The sequence below is a fragment of the Listeria sp. ILCC796 genome (assembly GCF_900186175.1).
Lineage (GTDB): Bacteria > Bacillota > Bacilli > Lactobacillales > Listeriaceae > Listeria > Listeria goaensis.
This window is the reverse complement of the sequence record NZ_FYBV01000001.1, coordinates 394,839-410,080: the sequence shown is the minus strand read 5'-3', so window position 1 is coordinate 410,080 and position 15,242 is coordinate 394,839. Positions and strand designations below refer to the sequence as shown.

15 protein-coding genes and 1 other annotated feature are annotated in these 15,242 nt (G+C 41.7%); all 15 genes read right to left on the bottom strand.

The features are described from left to right. Positions 1-3: 3 nt before the first annotated feature. Positions 4-1,806: a DNA mismatch repair endonuclease MutL gene (gene mutL, locus CFS04_RS01950; RefSeq protein WP_088808917.1), complete on the bottom strand. Its 1,803-nt coding sequence runs from the start codon at positions 1,804-1,806 to the stop codon at positions 4-6. A 14-nt stretch (positions 1,807-1,820) separates the two neighbouring features. After that, positions 1,821-4,406 carry a DNA mismatch repair protein MutS gene (gene mutS, locus CFS04_RS01945; RefSeq protein WP_088808916.1) on the bottom strand — a complete coding sequence of 862 codons (2,586 nt, stop codon included), beginning with the start codon at positions 4,404-4,406 and terminating at the stop codon, positions 1,821-1,823. A 103-nt stretch (positions 4,407-4,509) separates the two neighbouring features. Then, positions 4,510-4,863: a RicAFT regulatory complex protein RicA family protein gene (locus tag CFS04_RS01940; protein WP_088808915.1), complete on the bottom strand. Its 354-nt coding sequence runs from the start codon at positions 4,861-4,863 to the stop codon at positions 4,510-4,512. Between the two features lie 15 nt (positions 4,864-4,878). Then, a complete protein-coding gene (locus tag CFS04_RS01935) occupies positions 4,879-5,679 on the bottom strand; it encodes a TIGR00282 family metallophosphoesterase (protein WP_088808914.1) in 801 nt (266 codons plus the stop codon). A 32-nt stretch (positions 5,680-5,711) separates the two neighbouring features. Further along, a complete protein-coding gene (locus tag CFS04_RS01930; protein WP_240310276.1) occupies positions 5,712-6,200 on the bottom strand; it encodes a GNAT family N-acetyltransferase in 489 nt (162 codons plus the stop codon). Positions 6,201-6,216: 16 nt separating this feature from the next. Next, the gene (pheA, locus tag CFS04_RS01925) at positions 6,217-7,062 is read right to left on the bottom strand and encodes a prephenate dehydratase (RefSeq protein WP_088808913.1); all 846 of its coding nucleotides are present in this window, start codon (positions 7,060-7,062) and stop codon (positions 6,217-6,219) included. An 88-nt stretch (positions 7,063-7,150) separates the two neighbouring features. Next, positions 7,151-8,440 carry a GTPase ObgE gene (obgE, locus tag CFS04_RS01920; protein WP_088808912.1) on the bottom strand — a complete coding sequence of 430 codons (1,290 nt, stop codon included), beginning with the start codon at positions 8,438-8,440 and terminating at the stop codon, positions 7,151-7,153. Positions 8,441-8,567: 127 nt separating this feature from the next. Then, positions 8,568-10,061, bottom strand: coding sequence for a glycerol kinase GlpK (gene glpK / locus CFS04_RS01915; RefSeq protein ID WP_088808911.1), 1,494 nt, complete (start codon positions 10,059-10,061; stop codon positions 8,568-8,570). A gap of 60 nt (positions 10,062-10,121) precedes the next feature. Next, positions 10,122-10,940, bottom strand: coding sequence for an MIP/aquaporin family protein (locus tag CFS04_RS01910; RefSeq protein WP_088808910.1), 819 nt, complete (start codon positions 10,938-10,940; stop codon positions 10,122-10,124). 332 nt (positions 10,941-11,272) lie between these two features. After that, positions 11,273-11,563 (bottom strand): 50S ribosomal protein L27, encoded by a 291-nt coding sequence (gene rpmA, locus CFS04_RS01905; RefSeq protein WP_007475125.1) that lies wholly within the window; start codon positions 11,561-11,563, stop codon positions 11,273-11,275. A gap of 12 nt (positions 11,564-11,575) precedes the next feature. Next, the gene (locus CFS04_RS01900; RefSeq protein ID WP_088808909.1) at positions 11,576-11,893 is read right to left on the bottom strand and encodes a ribosomal-processing cysteine protease Prp; all 318 of its coding nucleotides are present in this window, start codon (positions 11,891-11,893) and stop codon (positions 11,576-11,578) included. A 17-nt stretch (positions 11,894-11,910) separates the two neighbouring features. Further along, positions 11,911-12,219: a 50S ribosomal protein L21 gene (gene rplU / locus CFS04_RS01895; RefSeq protein ID WP_088808908.1), complete on the bottom strand. Its 309-nt coding sequence runs from the start codon at positions 12,217-12,219 to the stop codon at positions 11,911-11,913. A gap of 10 nt (positions 12,220-12,229) precedes the next feature. Next, positions 12,230-12,301: a sequence feature (ribosomal protein L21 leader region), on the bottom strand. A gap of 54 nt (positions 12,302-12,355) precedes the next feature. Further along, the gene (locus CFS04_RS01890) at positions 12,356-13,687 is read right to left on the bottom strand and encodes a ribonuclease E/G (RefSeq protein WP_088808907.1); all 1,332 of its coding nucleotides are present in this window, start codon (positions 13,685-13,687) and stop codon (positions 12,356-12,358) included. A 56-nt stretch (positions 13,688-13,743) separates the two neighbouring features. Then, positions 13,744-14,544 carry a septum site-determining protein MinD gene (gene minD, locus CFS04_RS01885; RefSeq protein WP_088808906.1) on the bottom strand — a complete coding sequence of 267 codons (801 nt, stop codon included), beginning with the start codon at positions 14,542-14,544 and terminating at the stop codon, positions 13,744-13,746. Positions 14,545-14,546: 2 nt separating this feature from the next. Beyond that, positions 14,547-15,221, bottom strand: a complete 675-nt coding sequence (gene minC / locus CFS04_RS01880) for a septum site-determining protein MinC (protein ID WP_088808905.1) — start codon at positions 15,219-15,221, stop codon at positions 14,547-14,549. Positions 15,222-15,242: the final 21 nt, after the last annotated feature.

Sequence of the window (15,242 nt, the reverse complement as noted above, 5' to 3'; positions counted from 1 at the left end):
TCCTTACATGACCCGCTTAAACATTTTTTCAAGCTCATAGGTCGTATATTTAATAATAACAGGTCTCCCGTGCGGACAAGTAAACGGATCACTAGCCTCGCGGAGCGTATCAAGCAGTGCTTCCATATCAGCGGTCGTCAAATAGTGATTCGCCTTGATGGATTTTTTACAACTCATCATAATCGCAGTGTCTTCACGGAGCTTATGAATGCTAATGTTTGGAGCATGGAGCGCCTCATCCACAATTGCCCGAAGCGTCTCCTCCTCTTCTCCTTTTGGAAACCAGGTTGGATGAGCGCGAATAATAAAGCTATTTTGGCCGAAAGACTCTAAGAAAACGCCGACTTCTTTAAGCCGCTCCGTTTCAGCACTTAGACGAATGTATTCATCATTGGAAAATTCTAAGACAATCGGGACGAGCAATTCTTGTAGCTCGCGTTCCACCTCACCAATTTTCTCACGGAAAAATTCGTACTTAATGCGTTCTTGCGCCGCATGTTGATCGATGATAAAGAGCCCCTCTTCGTTTTGCGCCAAAATGTACGTCGCATGCATTTGCCCAATCGGATACATTTTTGGAATGCGCTCCTTCTTTTCTTCTGGCACAGGGGCCGCGTCCGTCACGTACTCTTCAGGCGGTTCTTTTAAAATCGAATCCCAATTCTCAACACCTTTTTCTTCAGGAATAAAGTCTGGGACATTTGGCTTTTCAAACAAAGTGGGTGGTTCTTGGCGCTTCGGTTCGCTTTCTGCTTCAAAGTCAATCTGCGTTTGTTCCGAAATGAGCTTCTCGCGTTTGGACACGCTCCCGTCTGGAATGAGCTGTAGCTTATGAAAAGCCTCTTTGATGGCCGCTGTAATCAGCTGACCGAGTTCCTTTTCTTTGCTTAGGCGGACTTCCAATTTTGCGGGGTGCACATTGACGTCAATGATAATCGGATCCATTTCAATTTGCAAAACAATAATCGGAAAACGCCCAATTGGCAATAGCGTATGGTAGCCTTCCTGAATGGCTTTCACAAGTGCGAAATTTTTAATGAAACGTCCGTTAATTATCGTTGAAATATAATTGCGATTCGAGCGATTGACTTCCGGTAAAACCCCGTACCCGCTCACTTTAAAGTCGAGTGATTCAGCAGAAATCGGCACAGTTTTCTTGGCAATTTGCACGCCATAAATCGCCGCAATGACTTGGCGTAAATCATTATTGCCGCTCGTATTTAAAAGTGGCTTGCCATTATGACTCAGGCGGAAACTAATTTCAGGATGCGCAAGCGCTAGACGGTTGACAACATCTGTAATGTTTCCGAGTTCAGTTGGCAAACTTTTTAAATATTTTAAGCGCGCTGGCGTATTGTAGAAAAGATCGCTTACTTCAATTTGCGTCCCGCGCCTTGCCGAATCACTATGCTTTTCTTTTTCGCGACCACCTTCGATGACAATTTTTGTCCCAGTTTCCCCCGTTGAAGTTGTCATTTCAACGCGTGCCACAGAAGCGATACTCGGAAGAGCTTCTCCTCTAAACCCTAGCGTGTGCACACGGAATAAATCATTTTCGTTTTTTATTTTGCTCGTTGCATGGCGCAAAAAGGCTGTTGAAACGTCTTCTGGATCAATGCCTGCACCGTTATCGATGACCGTCATTTTTGTCAGACCAGCTTCTTCTATTAAGATGTCAATGACAGTGCTTCCCGCATCAATCGCGTTTTCTACGAGTTCCTTGATGACCGAAGCAGGTCGTTCAACCACTTCACCTGCAGCAATTTTGTTCGATAGGTCGTCTGTTAATTCAATAATTTTGGCCATAAAATCACAACCCTTTATAATTTGCTTTGTAGTTCATACAATTTGTTCATTGCGTCCATTGGCGTCATCTGCATCAAATTCAATTTTTTAATTTCTTTTTCAACCAAACTACTTGCTGCCTGCTGCTTAACCGGCGTTTCCATTTCAAACAGCGGCAACTGCATATCGTCAGATACATCAGTCTTAGTTTCTTCTTTTGGAGCAGCGACCAGTTGATTCCCTTCCGCTTCAAGCGTTGCCAAAATCTCGGAAGCACGCTTAATTAAAGGGGCCGGCAATTCCGCAAGCTCCGCTACATGAATCCCGTAACTCTTATCTGCTGGACCTTCATTAATCTTATGAAGAAAAACGACTTTTCCATTTTCCTCTACCGCACTAACATGAATATTGCGCAGTTTTGGTAATTCGTCATCTAAAACCGTCAGTTCGTGGTAGTGGGTTGAAAATAACGTTTTGGCATGGACTTCACTGTGAATGTACTCAATAATCGCCTGAGCGAGCGCCATACCATCGTAAGTTGCCGTCCCGCGACCAATTTCATCGAATAAAATTAAGCTATTTGCTGTTGCATGCACAATCGCATTGCGCGCTTCAAGCATTTCCACCATAAAGGTACTCTGGCCAGCGATTAAATCGTCTGCCGCCCCAATTCGTGTGAAGACTTGATCGAAAATAGGAAGTGTCGCACGCTCTGCAGGAACAAAACAGCCAATTTGCGCGCAGATTGCCGTTAGCGCGACTTGACGCATATACGTACTTTTCCCCGACATGTTCGGTCCTGTAATGAGCAGGATTTCGCGATTCTCGTTCATCAGGCAATCATTGGCGACATAGCTCTGTGCACCCATTACTTTTTCAACGACCGGATGGCGACCTTGAACAATTTCGAGCTTGCCGTCTGCGCTTAACTCCGGGCGAATAAAGCGATTTTTTTCGCTAATTTCAGCAAAGCTTTGCAAGCAATCAATTTCACTTACCGCCTTTGCAAGCGCTTGAAGCCGCTCGATGTAGTCTTTGACAAATTCCCGAACTTCCGTAAACAATTTGTACTCAAGCTCAACACTTTTTTCTTCCGCATCTAAAATCAGTTTTTCCTTCTCTTTTAGCTCTGGAGTAATATAACGTTCGGCATTCGTCAGCGTTTGTTTTCGCTCATAACGCCCCTCTTGTAATAAATGCGTATTGGCGCGAGTCACTTCAATATAGTAGCCGAACACCCGATTGAAGCCCACTTTAAGCGATTTAATCCCCGTGAGTTCGCGCTCCTGCCGTTCCAGTTCAGCAATCCAAGTCTTCCCGTTTCGGCTGGCATCGCGGTATGTATCAAGTTCATCGTTGTAGCCATCGCGAATAATGCCCCCTTCACGAATCGAAATCGGCGGGGAATCAATTACAGCTTTTTCAAGTAAGTCAGTAAGGTCCTCACATGGATCAAGTTTTTCACCTAAACTATTTAAATGTTTGGCGCCTTCCATGTTCGTAAGTACAGCTTTAATCTTCGGAATTTGAAACAGTGAATTGCGGAGCTGAACTAGGTCGCGAGCATTGACATTTCCGTATGCAACCCGGCCAGATAAGCGTTCCAAGTCATAGACATTTTTTAAGTTTTCAACAAGTTCAACGCGCTCGAAGAAATGTTTCATCAATTCTTCTACATCATTTTGACGCCCAGTAATCATTTCATGATCAATAAGCGGGCGGTCAATCCATTGTTTGAGTAAGCGTCCGCCCATTGCTGTTTTTGTATGGTCTAGCAACCATAAAAGCGTCCCCACGCGTCCTTTGCCACGAATCGATTCCGAGAGTTCCAAGTTGCGCTTAGAATAGTAGTCCATTTTCATGAAGTGGCTCGTTTCGTAGTGAACAGCTTTTTGAAGGTGCCCTAAATCGCGTTTTTGTGTATCAGAAAGGTAGTTCAGTAATAAGGCAATCGCTTTTTTCTCCGAAAGAGCAGTGATGCGGTCAATAAGTTTATTCGCGAGCTCACAGCCTTCCGTTTCTTCATGATTTGAGATAAGCAGCCCCATTTGTTTAGTCAGTTCCTCAGATAAAAGGAGCGCGTCATCTTTACGAGCCACAAGTTCTTTTGCAGAAAGCGTTGTGAGTTCATTTAATAAACGATCTTCGCGTGATTCTAAAACGGTCGATTTGAGTTCCCCGGTTGATAGGTCACAGTAGGCAAAGCCAAATTCTTTATCCTCGTATAAATAAAAAGCCGCGATGTAGTTGTTTTCCTTCTCTTTCAACCCTTTTTCGTCCATCACGGTCCCGGGAGAAATCAGCTGAACAACTTCTCGTTTTACCATGCCTTTTGTCGTTTTTGGGTCTTCTACTTGTTCGCATATCGCTACTTTATAACCTTTTTCAATCAATGTATCAATATAGCCACTTGCTGAATGATAAGGTACACCACACATTGGGATTTTACCTTCTCCTCCGCCTTCACGCCCAGTTAGTGTAATTTCTAAAATTTGCGACGCATTTAACGCATCTTCAAAAAACATTTCATAAAAATCACCTAAGCGAAAGAAAAGGAAAGCATCTTGATAGTTCTCCTTAATACTCAAGTATTGTTGCATCATTGGTGTGTACGTTGTCATTTTCTACATCATCCCTTACTTCATCGCGTTTTTTTCATCTTTATATTATACCATAAATTTTTTATCGATTAAAAAATAAACAGACTGATGACGTTTTTTATCATCAGTCTAGATCTTTTTTCAATTCACTGTAAATCGAATCCGTAATCGTTTGGAGCAAATCATTGGCGTCGCTTTGGGCACGTCTAAATTCCCTCACAACAGGCAAATCATCAATTTCTTTTTTTAACTCTTCAATTTTTGCTTCTGACTGTTTCATTGCTTCATACTTTCCGTAATGTTCAAGGTTGACGGATTGCTTTTGCAGCTGTTTAATCTCCGCGATTTTAGCCTGCACTTTTTGGTTCGCATTAATTTGCTCTTCCGCTTTTTTATAAAATTCGATTTCCTCTGTATGTTCAAGCGCTTCTTTTAATTCCGCCGCTTTTTTCAAAATGTCTTCTTTCTTATACGGCATGCTTACACCCCTCTTTTATTCATAAAATGGATGATCATCATTGATTAAAATACGTTCAATTTTGGAAGCACGTCCTGTTTTTTCGTCTAAAGTTATTAAGCAACCAGATAATACGCCGCGTCCTTCTTTTGGTACTTCAAATCGCGTTGGCAGCTGTGTTTTAAAGCGGCGCAGCACAGCTTCTTTATTCATACCAAGAATCGCATCATACGGTCCAGTCATTCCCGCATCTGTTAAATAGGCCGTGCCTTCTGGCAAAATGCGATTATCCGCAGTTTGCACATGCGTATGTGTACCAACAACAGCTGAAACACGTCCATCTAAATGCCAACCCATCGCTTCTTTTTCACTCGTTGTTTCCGCGTGGAAATCAACAAAAATGACATTCGTTTTTTTAGTGGCTTCAGTAACGAGCGTATCAATCATTTCAAATGGATCTTTCAAATCTTGCCCCATAAACGTGCGCCCCTGCAAGTTAATCACCGCAACAAGCGTTTCATTTACTTTTACATACACAATGCCCGTTCCAGGCGTACCTGCTGGGTAGTTTGCTGGGCGCGCTAAATATTTCGCCTCATCAATAAACTCAAACACATCACGATTATCAAAACCATGATTGCCAAGCGTAACGGCATTCGCCCCTTGCTCTAAAAAGGTTTTATAAATTTTTTCTGTGATACCACGACCAGATGCAGAATTTTCACCATTCACAATCGTCACAGTAGGTTTGTATTTCTGCTTTAATTTCGGCAAATATTCCGTAATCATCTCACGACCAATCGAACCGACACAATCACCTATGAATAAAATTTTCATTTTTTGTTTCTCCGTTTCCTTCAAAAATTCGCTTAAAAAGCTTGATTTCGGCGTTCTAAAAGAGCAACATCCCGAAAAACACCATCCATCTTCCCTAAATTCTTATGTATACAAAGAGTTTCAAAACCAAATTTGTGATGGAGCGCAATGCTCGCCTGATTCTCCGGAAAAACAAGCGATGTCAGCGTCCAAAAGCCCGCTTTTTCACTCTCCGTAATCAAGCTTCTCATAAGCGCCTTGCCAACGCCCATTCCTTGTGCAGCCTTCGCAATATAAATACTTATTTCAGCAACACCACGGTAACTTGGCATGCTTGAAAAAGGCAAAAGTGCTGCCCAGCCAATGACTTCCCCCGCTTTTTTCGCAACGAAGCGGCAGTCCTTGAGGTATTTTGCATCCCATTCATAAAAGGTGAGCGGCTCAGTGAGAAACGTGGCATTTTTTGATTTAATGCCTTCTAAATGAATGGCCGCAACCTCTACATAATCATCTTGCTGCATCTTCTCAATTAAAATTTCCATCTCACATTGCCTCCCTTCAATTTAAAATCCGATACACGTTATAAATCCCCAAAACACTTGCCTTCCCGCCTAGCAAGCGAATTTCTTCGAGTGCATTTTGAACGAGCTCCGCCTTGTCTTCCGATAACAAGTCAATTAAAAAGAAATATTCCCCAAGCGCCGTTTTCAACGGACGCGATTCGATTTTGCTCATATCAATATTCCGCCAAGCAAACGTCGATAAAATTTTATGTAAGGCACCGGGAATATTGTTTGGTAGAAGAACGCTCACGGACGTTTTTTCCTCTTCTTTTTTTAAAGGAATCGACATCTTTTCCCTACTTAAAACGACAAAACGCGTTTGGTTTAACTCGATATCTTGCGCATTTTCCTTCACAATTTGAAGTCCGTATTCTAAAGCCGCCATACGCGGTGCAATAGCCGCCACAAGCTCATTTTCATGTTCACTCACCCATTTAGCAGCATAAGCCGTAGAAGGAGTTGCTTCGCGCACCGCGCCGTATAATTCTTCTTTCAAAAAAGTCTCACATTGTGCGAGCCCTTGTGGGTGACTCATGACTTTTTGAACAGACTGCCAAGAAGCCGCATTCATTTTATGTACCATAATATGTTGGGCAATGGGCAAAACAAGTTCCGCCTGAATAGGCACATTTGAAAAGTGAAACAAGTAATCAAGCGTAATATTTACGCCACCTTCAATCGTGTTTTCAACAGGAACGACAGCCGCATCGACTTCGTTATTTTGAATCGTCATAATGCACTCTGGAATAGAGGTAGCAGGAATTAAATCAGCCGTAGGAAAAGCACTCTTCGCCGCACTATGCGTAAAAGAAGCCGCAGGTCCAAGATAAGCAATTTTCATAAGGTAAACGCTCCTTTCTAACCAAGTATCAGGCTGATAAACATGTTTATCAGCCTGATTTTAGTTTTCTACGCCAAAACGGCGCCGGTTACTCTTGGAATTCGAATTCAAAATCAAGCAGGCGAACCGTGTCGCCATCTTCCGCACCGCGCTTACGGAGTTCCTCATCAACGCCCATCGCACGGAGCTGTCTTGCAAAGCGATTAATCGAAGCATCTCTTTCGAAGTTTGTCATCGCAAATAGTCGCTCTACTTTTTCACCACTTAACACAAAAGCGCCGTCTGGGTCACGTGAAATGACAAAATCAGGTTCTTCTGCTTCAAATTTATATAACACCGTATTTTCTTCTTCTTTTTCGAGCAGTTCATCGAGCGGGAATTCAGGCGTTGTTTCCAGCTTGTCAGCGATAGCGAGTAGGAGAGCATTCAACCCTGTTTTAGTTAAAGCTGAGATTGGAAAAACGGGAATATCCTCGTCTAGTTTTTCTTTGAATTTTTGCAAATTAAGTTCAGCATCCGGCATATCCATCTTGTTCGCCACGACGATTTGCGGACGCTCTAAAAGGCGTAAATTGTATTCTTCAAGCTCCTTATTTATCGTCACGAAATCTTCATAAGGTTCGCGGCCTTCCGCACCAGACATATCTACGACGTGTACAATGACACGCGTCCGTTCAATGTGGCGTAAAAATTGGTGTCCTAAACCAACACCTTGGCTCGCGCCTTCAATGAGCCCCGGCAAGTCAGCCATTACAAAACTACGACCATCGCCTGTATCCACCATACCTAAGTTTGGAACAAGCGTCGTAAAATGATACGCAGCAATTTTTGGGCGCGCCGCAGAAACAATTGAAAGTAGTGTTGATTTCCCAACGCTTGGGAATCCAACTAGCCCCACATCAGCAAGCACTTTTAATTCAAGCTGAATATTGCGTTCTTGTCCCGGTTCTCCGTTTTCAGATAGCTCTGGTGCAGGATTCGCTGGTGTTGCAAAACGTTTATTTCCGCGTCCCCCGCGTCCACCTTTGGCGATAATAGCACGCTGTCCGTGTGCCACTAAATCTGCAATCGTTTCGTCCGTATCAAGATCTTTCACAAGCGTACCAGGCGGGACAGGGATAACTAAATCGCTTGCACCACGTCCATGCATACTTTTACTCATTCCGTTTTCTCCGTGTTCCGCTTTAAATTTGCGTTTAAAACGAAAATCGACTAAAGTACGCAATCCTTCATCTACTTGAAAAACAACATTGGCCCCTTTGCCACCGTCGCCACCAGCAGGTCCACCATTTGGAACGAATTTCTCGCGACGAAAAGCAACCATACCATCGCCGCCATTCCCCGCTTTTACATTTATCTTAACCTGATCTACAAACATATCGTTTTAATCTCCCGTTCTTTAAAAGTCTTATTTAACATTATATCAATAAAATTGCCAATCACACAACATTTTATTTACGCGCACAAAAAAAGGTGCTAGAAACATCCTAACACCTCTTCTTTTCTTATTTAAATGCTTGCGCCGCTTTAACAGCTTTGTGCCAGCCTTCATATAGCGTTTCGCGTTCATCGTCCTTCATTTCAACTTCAAATTTCTTGTCGAGTTTCCAACGTTTGACGATTTCGTTTTTGTCTTCCCAAACACCAACCGCAAGACCCGCCAAATACGCAGCGCCTAAAACGGTCGTCTCCAAATTGTCTGGCCGCTCAACTGGAACATTCAAAATGTCCGCCTGGAACTGCATCAGAAAATCGTTTGCGGAAGCACCTCCATCAACACGAAGGGCTTTAAGCTTAATCTTCGAGTCTTCCTCCATCGCATGAAGCACATCACGTGTTTGATACGCCAGTGATTCAAGAGTCGCCCGAACAAATTGCTCTTTCTCTGTGCCGCGCGTTAATCCGAAAACAGCACCACGCACATCTGAATCCCAATATGGTGCGCCTAGTCCAACAAACGCCGGTACGACATAAACACCATCAGAGGACTCAATCTTTTCTGCATAGCCTTGTGAGTCGCTTGATTGACGTAACATACGTAAACCATCGCGTAACCACTGAATAGCTGATCCAGCAACGAAAATACTACCTTCTAGCGCATACTCCACTTTTCCATCTAATCCCCATGCAAGTGTTGTCAGCAAGCCATTTTCAGACCGAACTGCCTTTTCTCCAGTATTCATGAGCAAGAAGCAACCCGTTCCATACGTATTTTTCGCCATACCACTTTCAAAACAACCTTGTCCGAATAAAGCAGATTGCTGGTCACCGGCAATGCCTGCCACTGGGACTTCCTCGCCAAAGAAATGGTAAGGTACGGTTGTTTCATAAACCTCAGAAGAAGGACGAACTTCAGGAAGCATCGATTTTGGAATATTTAACATATCCAGTAGTTCATCGTCCCATTTCAAATCATAAATATTGTAGAGCAGTGTACGTGATGCGTTAGAATAATCTGTGACATGAGCTTTTCCGCCAGTTAATTTCCAAACAAGCCAACTATCAATCGTTCCAAATAGTAATTCCCCATTTTCAGCGCGTTCTTGTGCGCCTTCCACATTGTCTAAAATCCACCGAACTTTCGTACCTGAAAAATAAGCGTCAATTAAAAGACCCGTTTTTTCACGAACCATATCTTCCTTGCCTGCTTCTTTTAGCTCCTTACAAATGTCTGCCGTTTGGCGCGATTGCCAAACAATTGCATTATAGATTGGATTTCCAGTTTCCTTATCCCAAACAACAGCTGTTTCACGTTGGTTAGTAATCCCGATACCCGCAATTTGTTTAGAGGAAATATTCGTTTTCAACAGAACGCCTGCAATGACGGCTAGTATGGAAGCCCAAATTTCGTTTGCATTATGTTCCACCCAACCTGGCTTTGGGAAAATTTGTTCAAATTCTTCTTGTTCTACCCCAATAACTTCGCCGTCACTATCAATAATCATTGCCCGTGAACTGGTTGTCCCTTGATCGAGCGCTAAAATGTATTTTTTTTCCACTACAATTGCCTCCTTTAAGTATTTTGGGGATACGCTCATCCCCAGATTATCTTATGTGTATTATACTAAATCTTTTTTCTTGTCGATTGTCATTGCAAAAATTAAAACGAGTACGAATAATGCCGCAAAAACCCATAACCAGACACCCATGTCTTTATTTACGACAGCGTTATAAACAAGTGCTCCAAGTCCTCCGCCTAAAATTGGTCCAAGGACTGGGACCCAAGAATAAGACCAATCTGAGCCACCTTTTCCCGAAATTGGCCAAACAAAGTGAGCAATACGCGGTCCTAAATCACGAGCGGGATTAATGGCATAACCTGTCGTTCCACCTAGACTCATACCAATTACAACGATTAGTCCGCCAACAGCAAGTGGATTCAAGCCGTTAGCAAATTGGTTCGCTCCTAAAGATAATAACCCAAAAACTAAAATAAAAGTACCTAATGCTTCACCAAAAAAGTTAGATGTATAATGCCGAATTGCTGGTGCAGTTGAGAAAACGCCTAATTTTGTCGCTTTATCTTCTGTTTTTTTCCAGTGCGGGTAGTAGTGTAACCAGACGAGTGTTGCCCCAATAAATGCGCCGATAAACTGAGCGGCAATATACGGGAGAACATAGTCCCAAGGGAATGCTCCTGCAAGCGCCATTCCAACGGTTACAGCAGGATTTAAGTGCGCCATGCTCATGTAACCGGAAACATAAACGCCCATTGTAACGGCGAGTCCCCAGGCAATCGCAACAACGACCCAGCCTGCATTCTCAGCTTTAGACCATTTGAGTGAAACGCCAGCTACAACGCCTCCCCCAAAAAGTACCAGTACAGCAGTCCCCAGTAACTCTCCTAAGAACTGTGTGCCTAAACTAGTGTCAATCATTTAGAACATCTCCTTTTTATCCTTAAGTTTGGTCCGTCTTTCTTTTATTCCCCTTAACGAACAAGCCAAACTTCATTTTATTTCAAAAAAAGAATGACAACCAAAACATTGGCAAATTATGAAAATTGCCGTTCTGATTGTCATCTCTTCTCCTGACAAGTTGATTAACTTGGTTCTATTAAATCACACTAGGAAAGCGCTGTCAACGAATGAACTTGCTATATTTTTCACATGTGGGAAGGATATATTTCATTCTTATGTAACGATTTTCAGCTATGACAGAAATATTTTCACATAAAAAAACCAAGGTGATAAACACCTCGGTTTTGATTTTACGCTTCTTGCGCAGCAGGATAAACACTAACTTTTTTCTTGTCACGACCCATACGTTCAAAACGTACGACGCCGTCAGTTTTAGCGAAAAGTGTATCATCGCCTCCACGACCAACGTTAGTTCCTGGATAAATTTTTGTTCCACGTTGACGATAAAGGATGGAACCGCCAGTAACGAATTGACCGTCTGCACGTTTCGCTCCTAGACGTTTAGACTCGGAATCACGACCATTGGAAGTGGAACCACCGCCTTTTTTGTGGGCAAAATGTTGAATATCAAATTTTAACATGAAATACACCTCCTATTTGGAGTTTATTTTAATATGATCAGGATAGCTGTACGCTAATGACCTAAGTTGATTCACCATTCCATTTAATAGGATTTGAACATTACTGTTTGCTACAAATTCTTCTGGAACTGTGTAAAAAAGATAACCGGATTCCTCTTCAAAAATCGGGGGAACACCTTCCATATCTTCTAAAGCACCAATCATTCCAAAAACAATGGATGACGCCCCTGCACAAACAAGATCTCTCCCATTTTCCGCAAAATCAGCATGTCCACTCATTGTAAACGAAACAATTTGTTCATTTTTCCAATTAATATTGACTTGAATCATGGTTTCGTCCTTTCAAATTAAGCATTGATTGCATCAATCGTTAATTTTGTGTAAGGTTGACGATGACCTTGTTTTTTGTGGTAGTTCTTCTTAGGTTTATATTTATAAACCGTAAGTTTCTTAGCGCGACCTTGTTTTGTAAGCTTAGCCGTAACAGTTGCTCCTTCAACAAAAGGAACACCCACCTTAGCTGCATCGCCGCCTACGAAAAGAACTTTATCAAAAGTTACCACATCACCAACTTCTCCTGCTAATTTCTCAACATAGATTTCTTGGCCAGCTTCCACTTTGATTTGTTTCCCACCAGTTTCAATAATTGCGTACATACTTGCACCTCCTCATACTCAGACTCGCCATCGTTGGGGGCAAAAATGCACTTGACCCAATTCTGTGCGGTTGTAGCGTGGTGCGCTACAAACATAACAGTAAAATAATATCATACAGAGTCTCTAGTGTCAATCTTTATTCTACTCGCGCAATTTGATAAAAAGATACCGTTTCATCTGCAATTTCCCAGTCAATTGGTGCGTCAGCTAAAACGCCTAAATCTAAAAAAGCAGATAAAACAGCTTCCGTTGTGATGATTAAAATAAAATTAAGCGAACTAAGGTTATATGTTTTAAGCTCTCGTTCGAGTTCATACGCAAGTGAATTGGCAGATTTCACATGCCCTATCCCTTTGCAACTTGGACATACATCAGAAGTGATTTCAAGAAGAGAGGCCTCTTTTTTTCGCCGTGTTAGTTGCATAAGCCCTGTTTTCGAAAAACCAGCAACTTGTGTTGTCACGAGTTCTTCTCTCACCAAACGTTCCATTTCCTCCAAAAGTTTTGCATGATCAACATCAGACATACCACCAATAAAGTCAATCACAATAAACCCACTAATTTGTCGCAGGCGCATTTGACGTAAAATTTCAGGAATAGCTTCAAAATTCACTTTTGATACTGTTTTTTCCTTCGTGAAATCACCTGAAAAGCTCCCTGAATTCACATCAATCACCCACATTGCTTCGGTTTTTTCAATAAACAAGGAAGACCCGTTTTTTAGATGAACGATAGGCTGCAACAATTTGACAAGGCTCCCGCTCAGCTTAAACGTATCAAAAATATCATCGTCTGCCACTAACTTTGTAGCAAACGGAAAGGAAACATCAGAAAAAACTTCTTTCACCTGATAAGCCTCGATAAAACGTGTGATTTTTTCAAAAAATAAATCTTCTGATGCATGAATAAGTCCCGGACGCTTTTGTTTCGCCGCTTTCTGCTCAAGCAAAGCGAATTCCCCGCGCAATTCTTCCAAGTGCGAAAAAAGCTCCGCTTCCGCCAAATTTTCCGCATCAGAACGGATAATAACCGCTTCTTCTGGCTTTAAAATATTGGTCACTGTGTCCCGTAACCTCGTTTTCTCATTTTCAGTTATGCGCTTTGAAACCGATACATATGATTTTCCTTTCATATAAACCAAATAAGAATTTGAAACCTCGACAATCCCCGTAACAAGAGGCAATTTTGTTTTCGACCCCATTCGAACAACTTGTACAAGCAAACGTGCGCCTTGCGTTGCGGCAACGTATTCAGGCAAGTCTTTTAAATGTAGGAAGCCCTTTTCAAACCCAAGATTCAAAAAAGCAGCATCTAATTTTTTATCAATCTTTTCAATTTGCGCTAAAAAAATATGACCTACTTGAGCATTTTGGCTCGGCCGAAAAAGTTGAAAATCAACCAATTGTTTATTATGAGTGACAGCAATTCGTTTTTCCGTATTTTTTGCATTAATAATAAGTTGCGGCATTAAAATCCCCACCTTCTTTAAAAAAAGCCCCCTTTTCAGAGGGCCTGTCTCATCTATTATTTACCACTAAAAAGTTTTTTTAACCGTGCAAAAAAGCCTTCTTTTTTAGTTTCAATCGACATAAGTGGAATGGATTCGCCTAAAATGCGGCGTACAATGTTTCTATAGCCTTGTGATGCCCGATTATTCGGTAACATTGCAACTGGATCGCCACTATTTGAAGAACGAATAACCTCATCGTCATCAATAATAATACCTAGAAGTTCGATGGACAAATGCGTTGTAATTTCATCAATATCCATAACATCCCCATTTTGCATCATTTGTGTACGGATACGATTAATAATTAATTTTGGTGGCTCGATATCTTCATTTTCGAGTAAACCAATAATTCTATCTGCATCACGAACCGCAGAAATTTCAGGTGTTGTAACAACAATGGCTTTATCAGCTCCAGCTACAGCATTTTTATATCCAGTTTCTATACCTGCAGGTGAATCAATTAAAATATATTCGTAATCCGGTTTTAGCTCATCGATTAACGTTTTCATTTGATCAGCACTTACAGCTGTTTTATCCGTAGTTTGCGCAGCTGGTAAAAGAAACAGTAAATCATCAAAACGCTTATCTTTAATTAAAGCTTGATGAATCTTGCATCTCCCTTCGATTACATCTACTAAATCGTAAATAATTCGGTTTTCCAGTCCAAGTACTACATCTAAGTTTCGAAGGCCAATATCCATATCAACCAAGCAGACTTTTTTGCCTTGAAGTGCAAGTGCTGTTCCTAGATTGGCAGTTGAAGTTGTTTTTCCAACGCCACCTTTCCCAGAAGTAATGACTATAGCCTCACCCATGTTTATCGTCCTCCCTCAAAATTCGAAATTTCAGGTCTAATTTTCCTAATTTTATGTATGTCATCAATTATGATTTCATCTTCGCGAATATAGGCTGAAAATAGTTCCGTATCCGCGATATCCTTATAATCTTCACTATCAAAGCCAAAAAACTTTTCCGCAATACGCACTTGCGAAGGATATAAGAATTTACCAGCAATGACCGAATCTTTATCGCCTTCAAAACCAGCGTGTACAATTCCTTTAATCTGCCCTAAGACAAAAATATTTCCAGTTGACCGTATTTGCCCACCAGGATTAATGTCACCAATAAGAAGCACATCACCTGTAACTTGAATAACCTGCCCAGACCGAATGATTGTTGCGAGCGAATAGATTTGATCTGCTTCTTTCCACTTTTTCGCATCCGCCTTCGTCATCACGTTACTATAAAAAGCACCAATCTTCATTTGGCTATTTTGAACGATAATTTTCGCAATTCTAGCCTCTTCCTCTTCTGAAAAAAGCCGGTTCCCAATTTGGACTTGGACCGAAAGTTTCTCGCCAGAATAAGGTGCTGTTTTTTGTTCTTTTAAAAGGCTAATCAATTCTGCTTCTAGTTCGTTAATACTTGCAGTGTCGCTTAAGAAAATTTGAATACCTTCTTTTGTTCCTTTCATTTGGACATTCTTTTTCATTCCCATATCACCCCGCTAAAC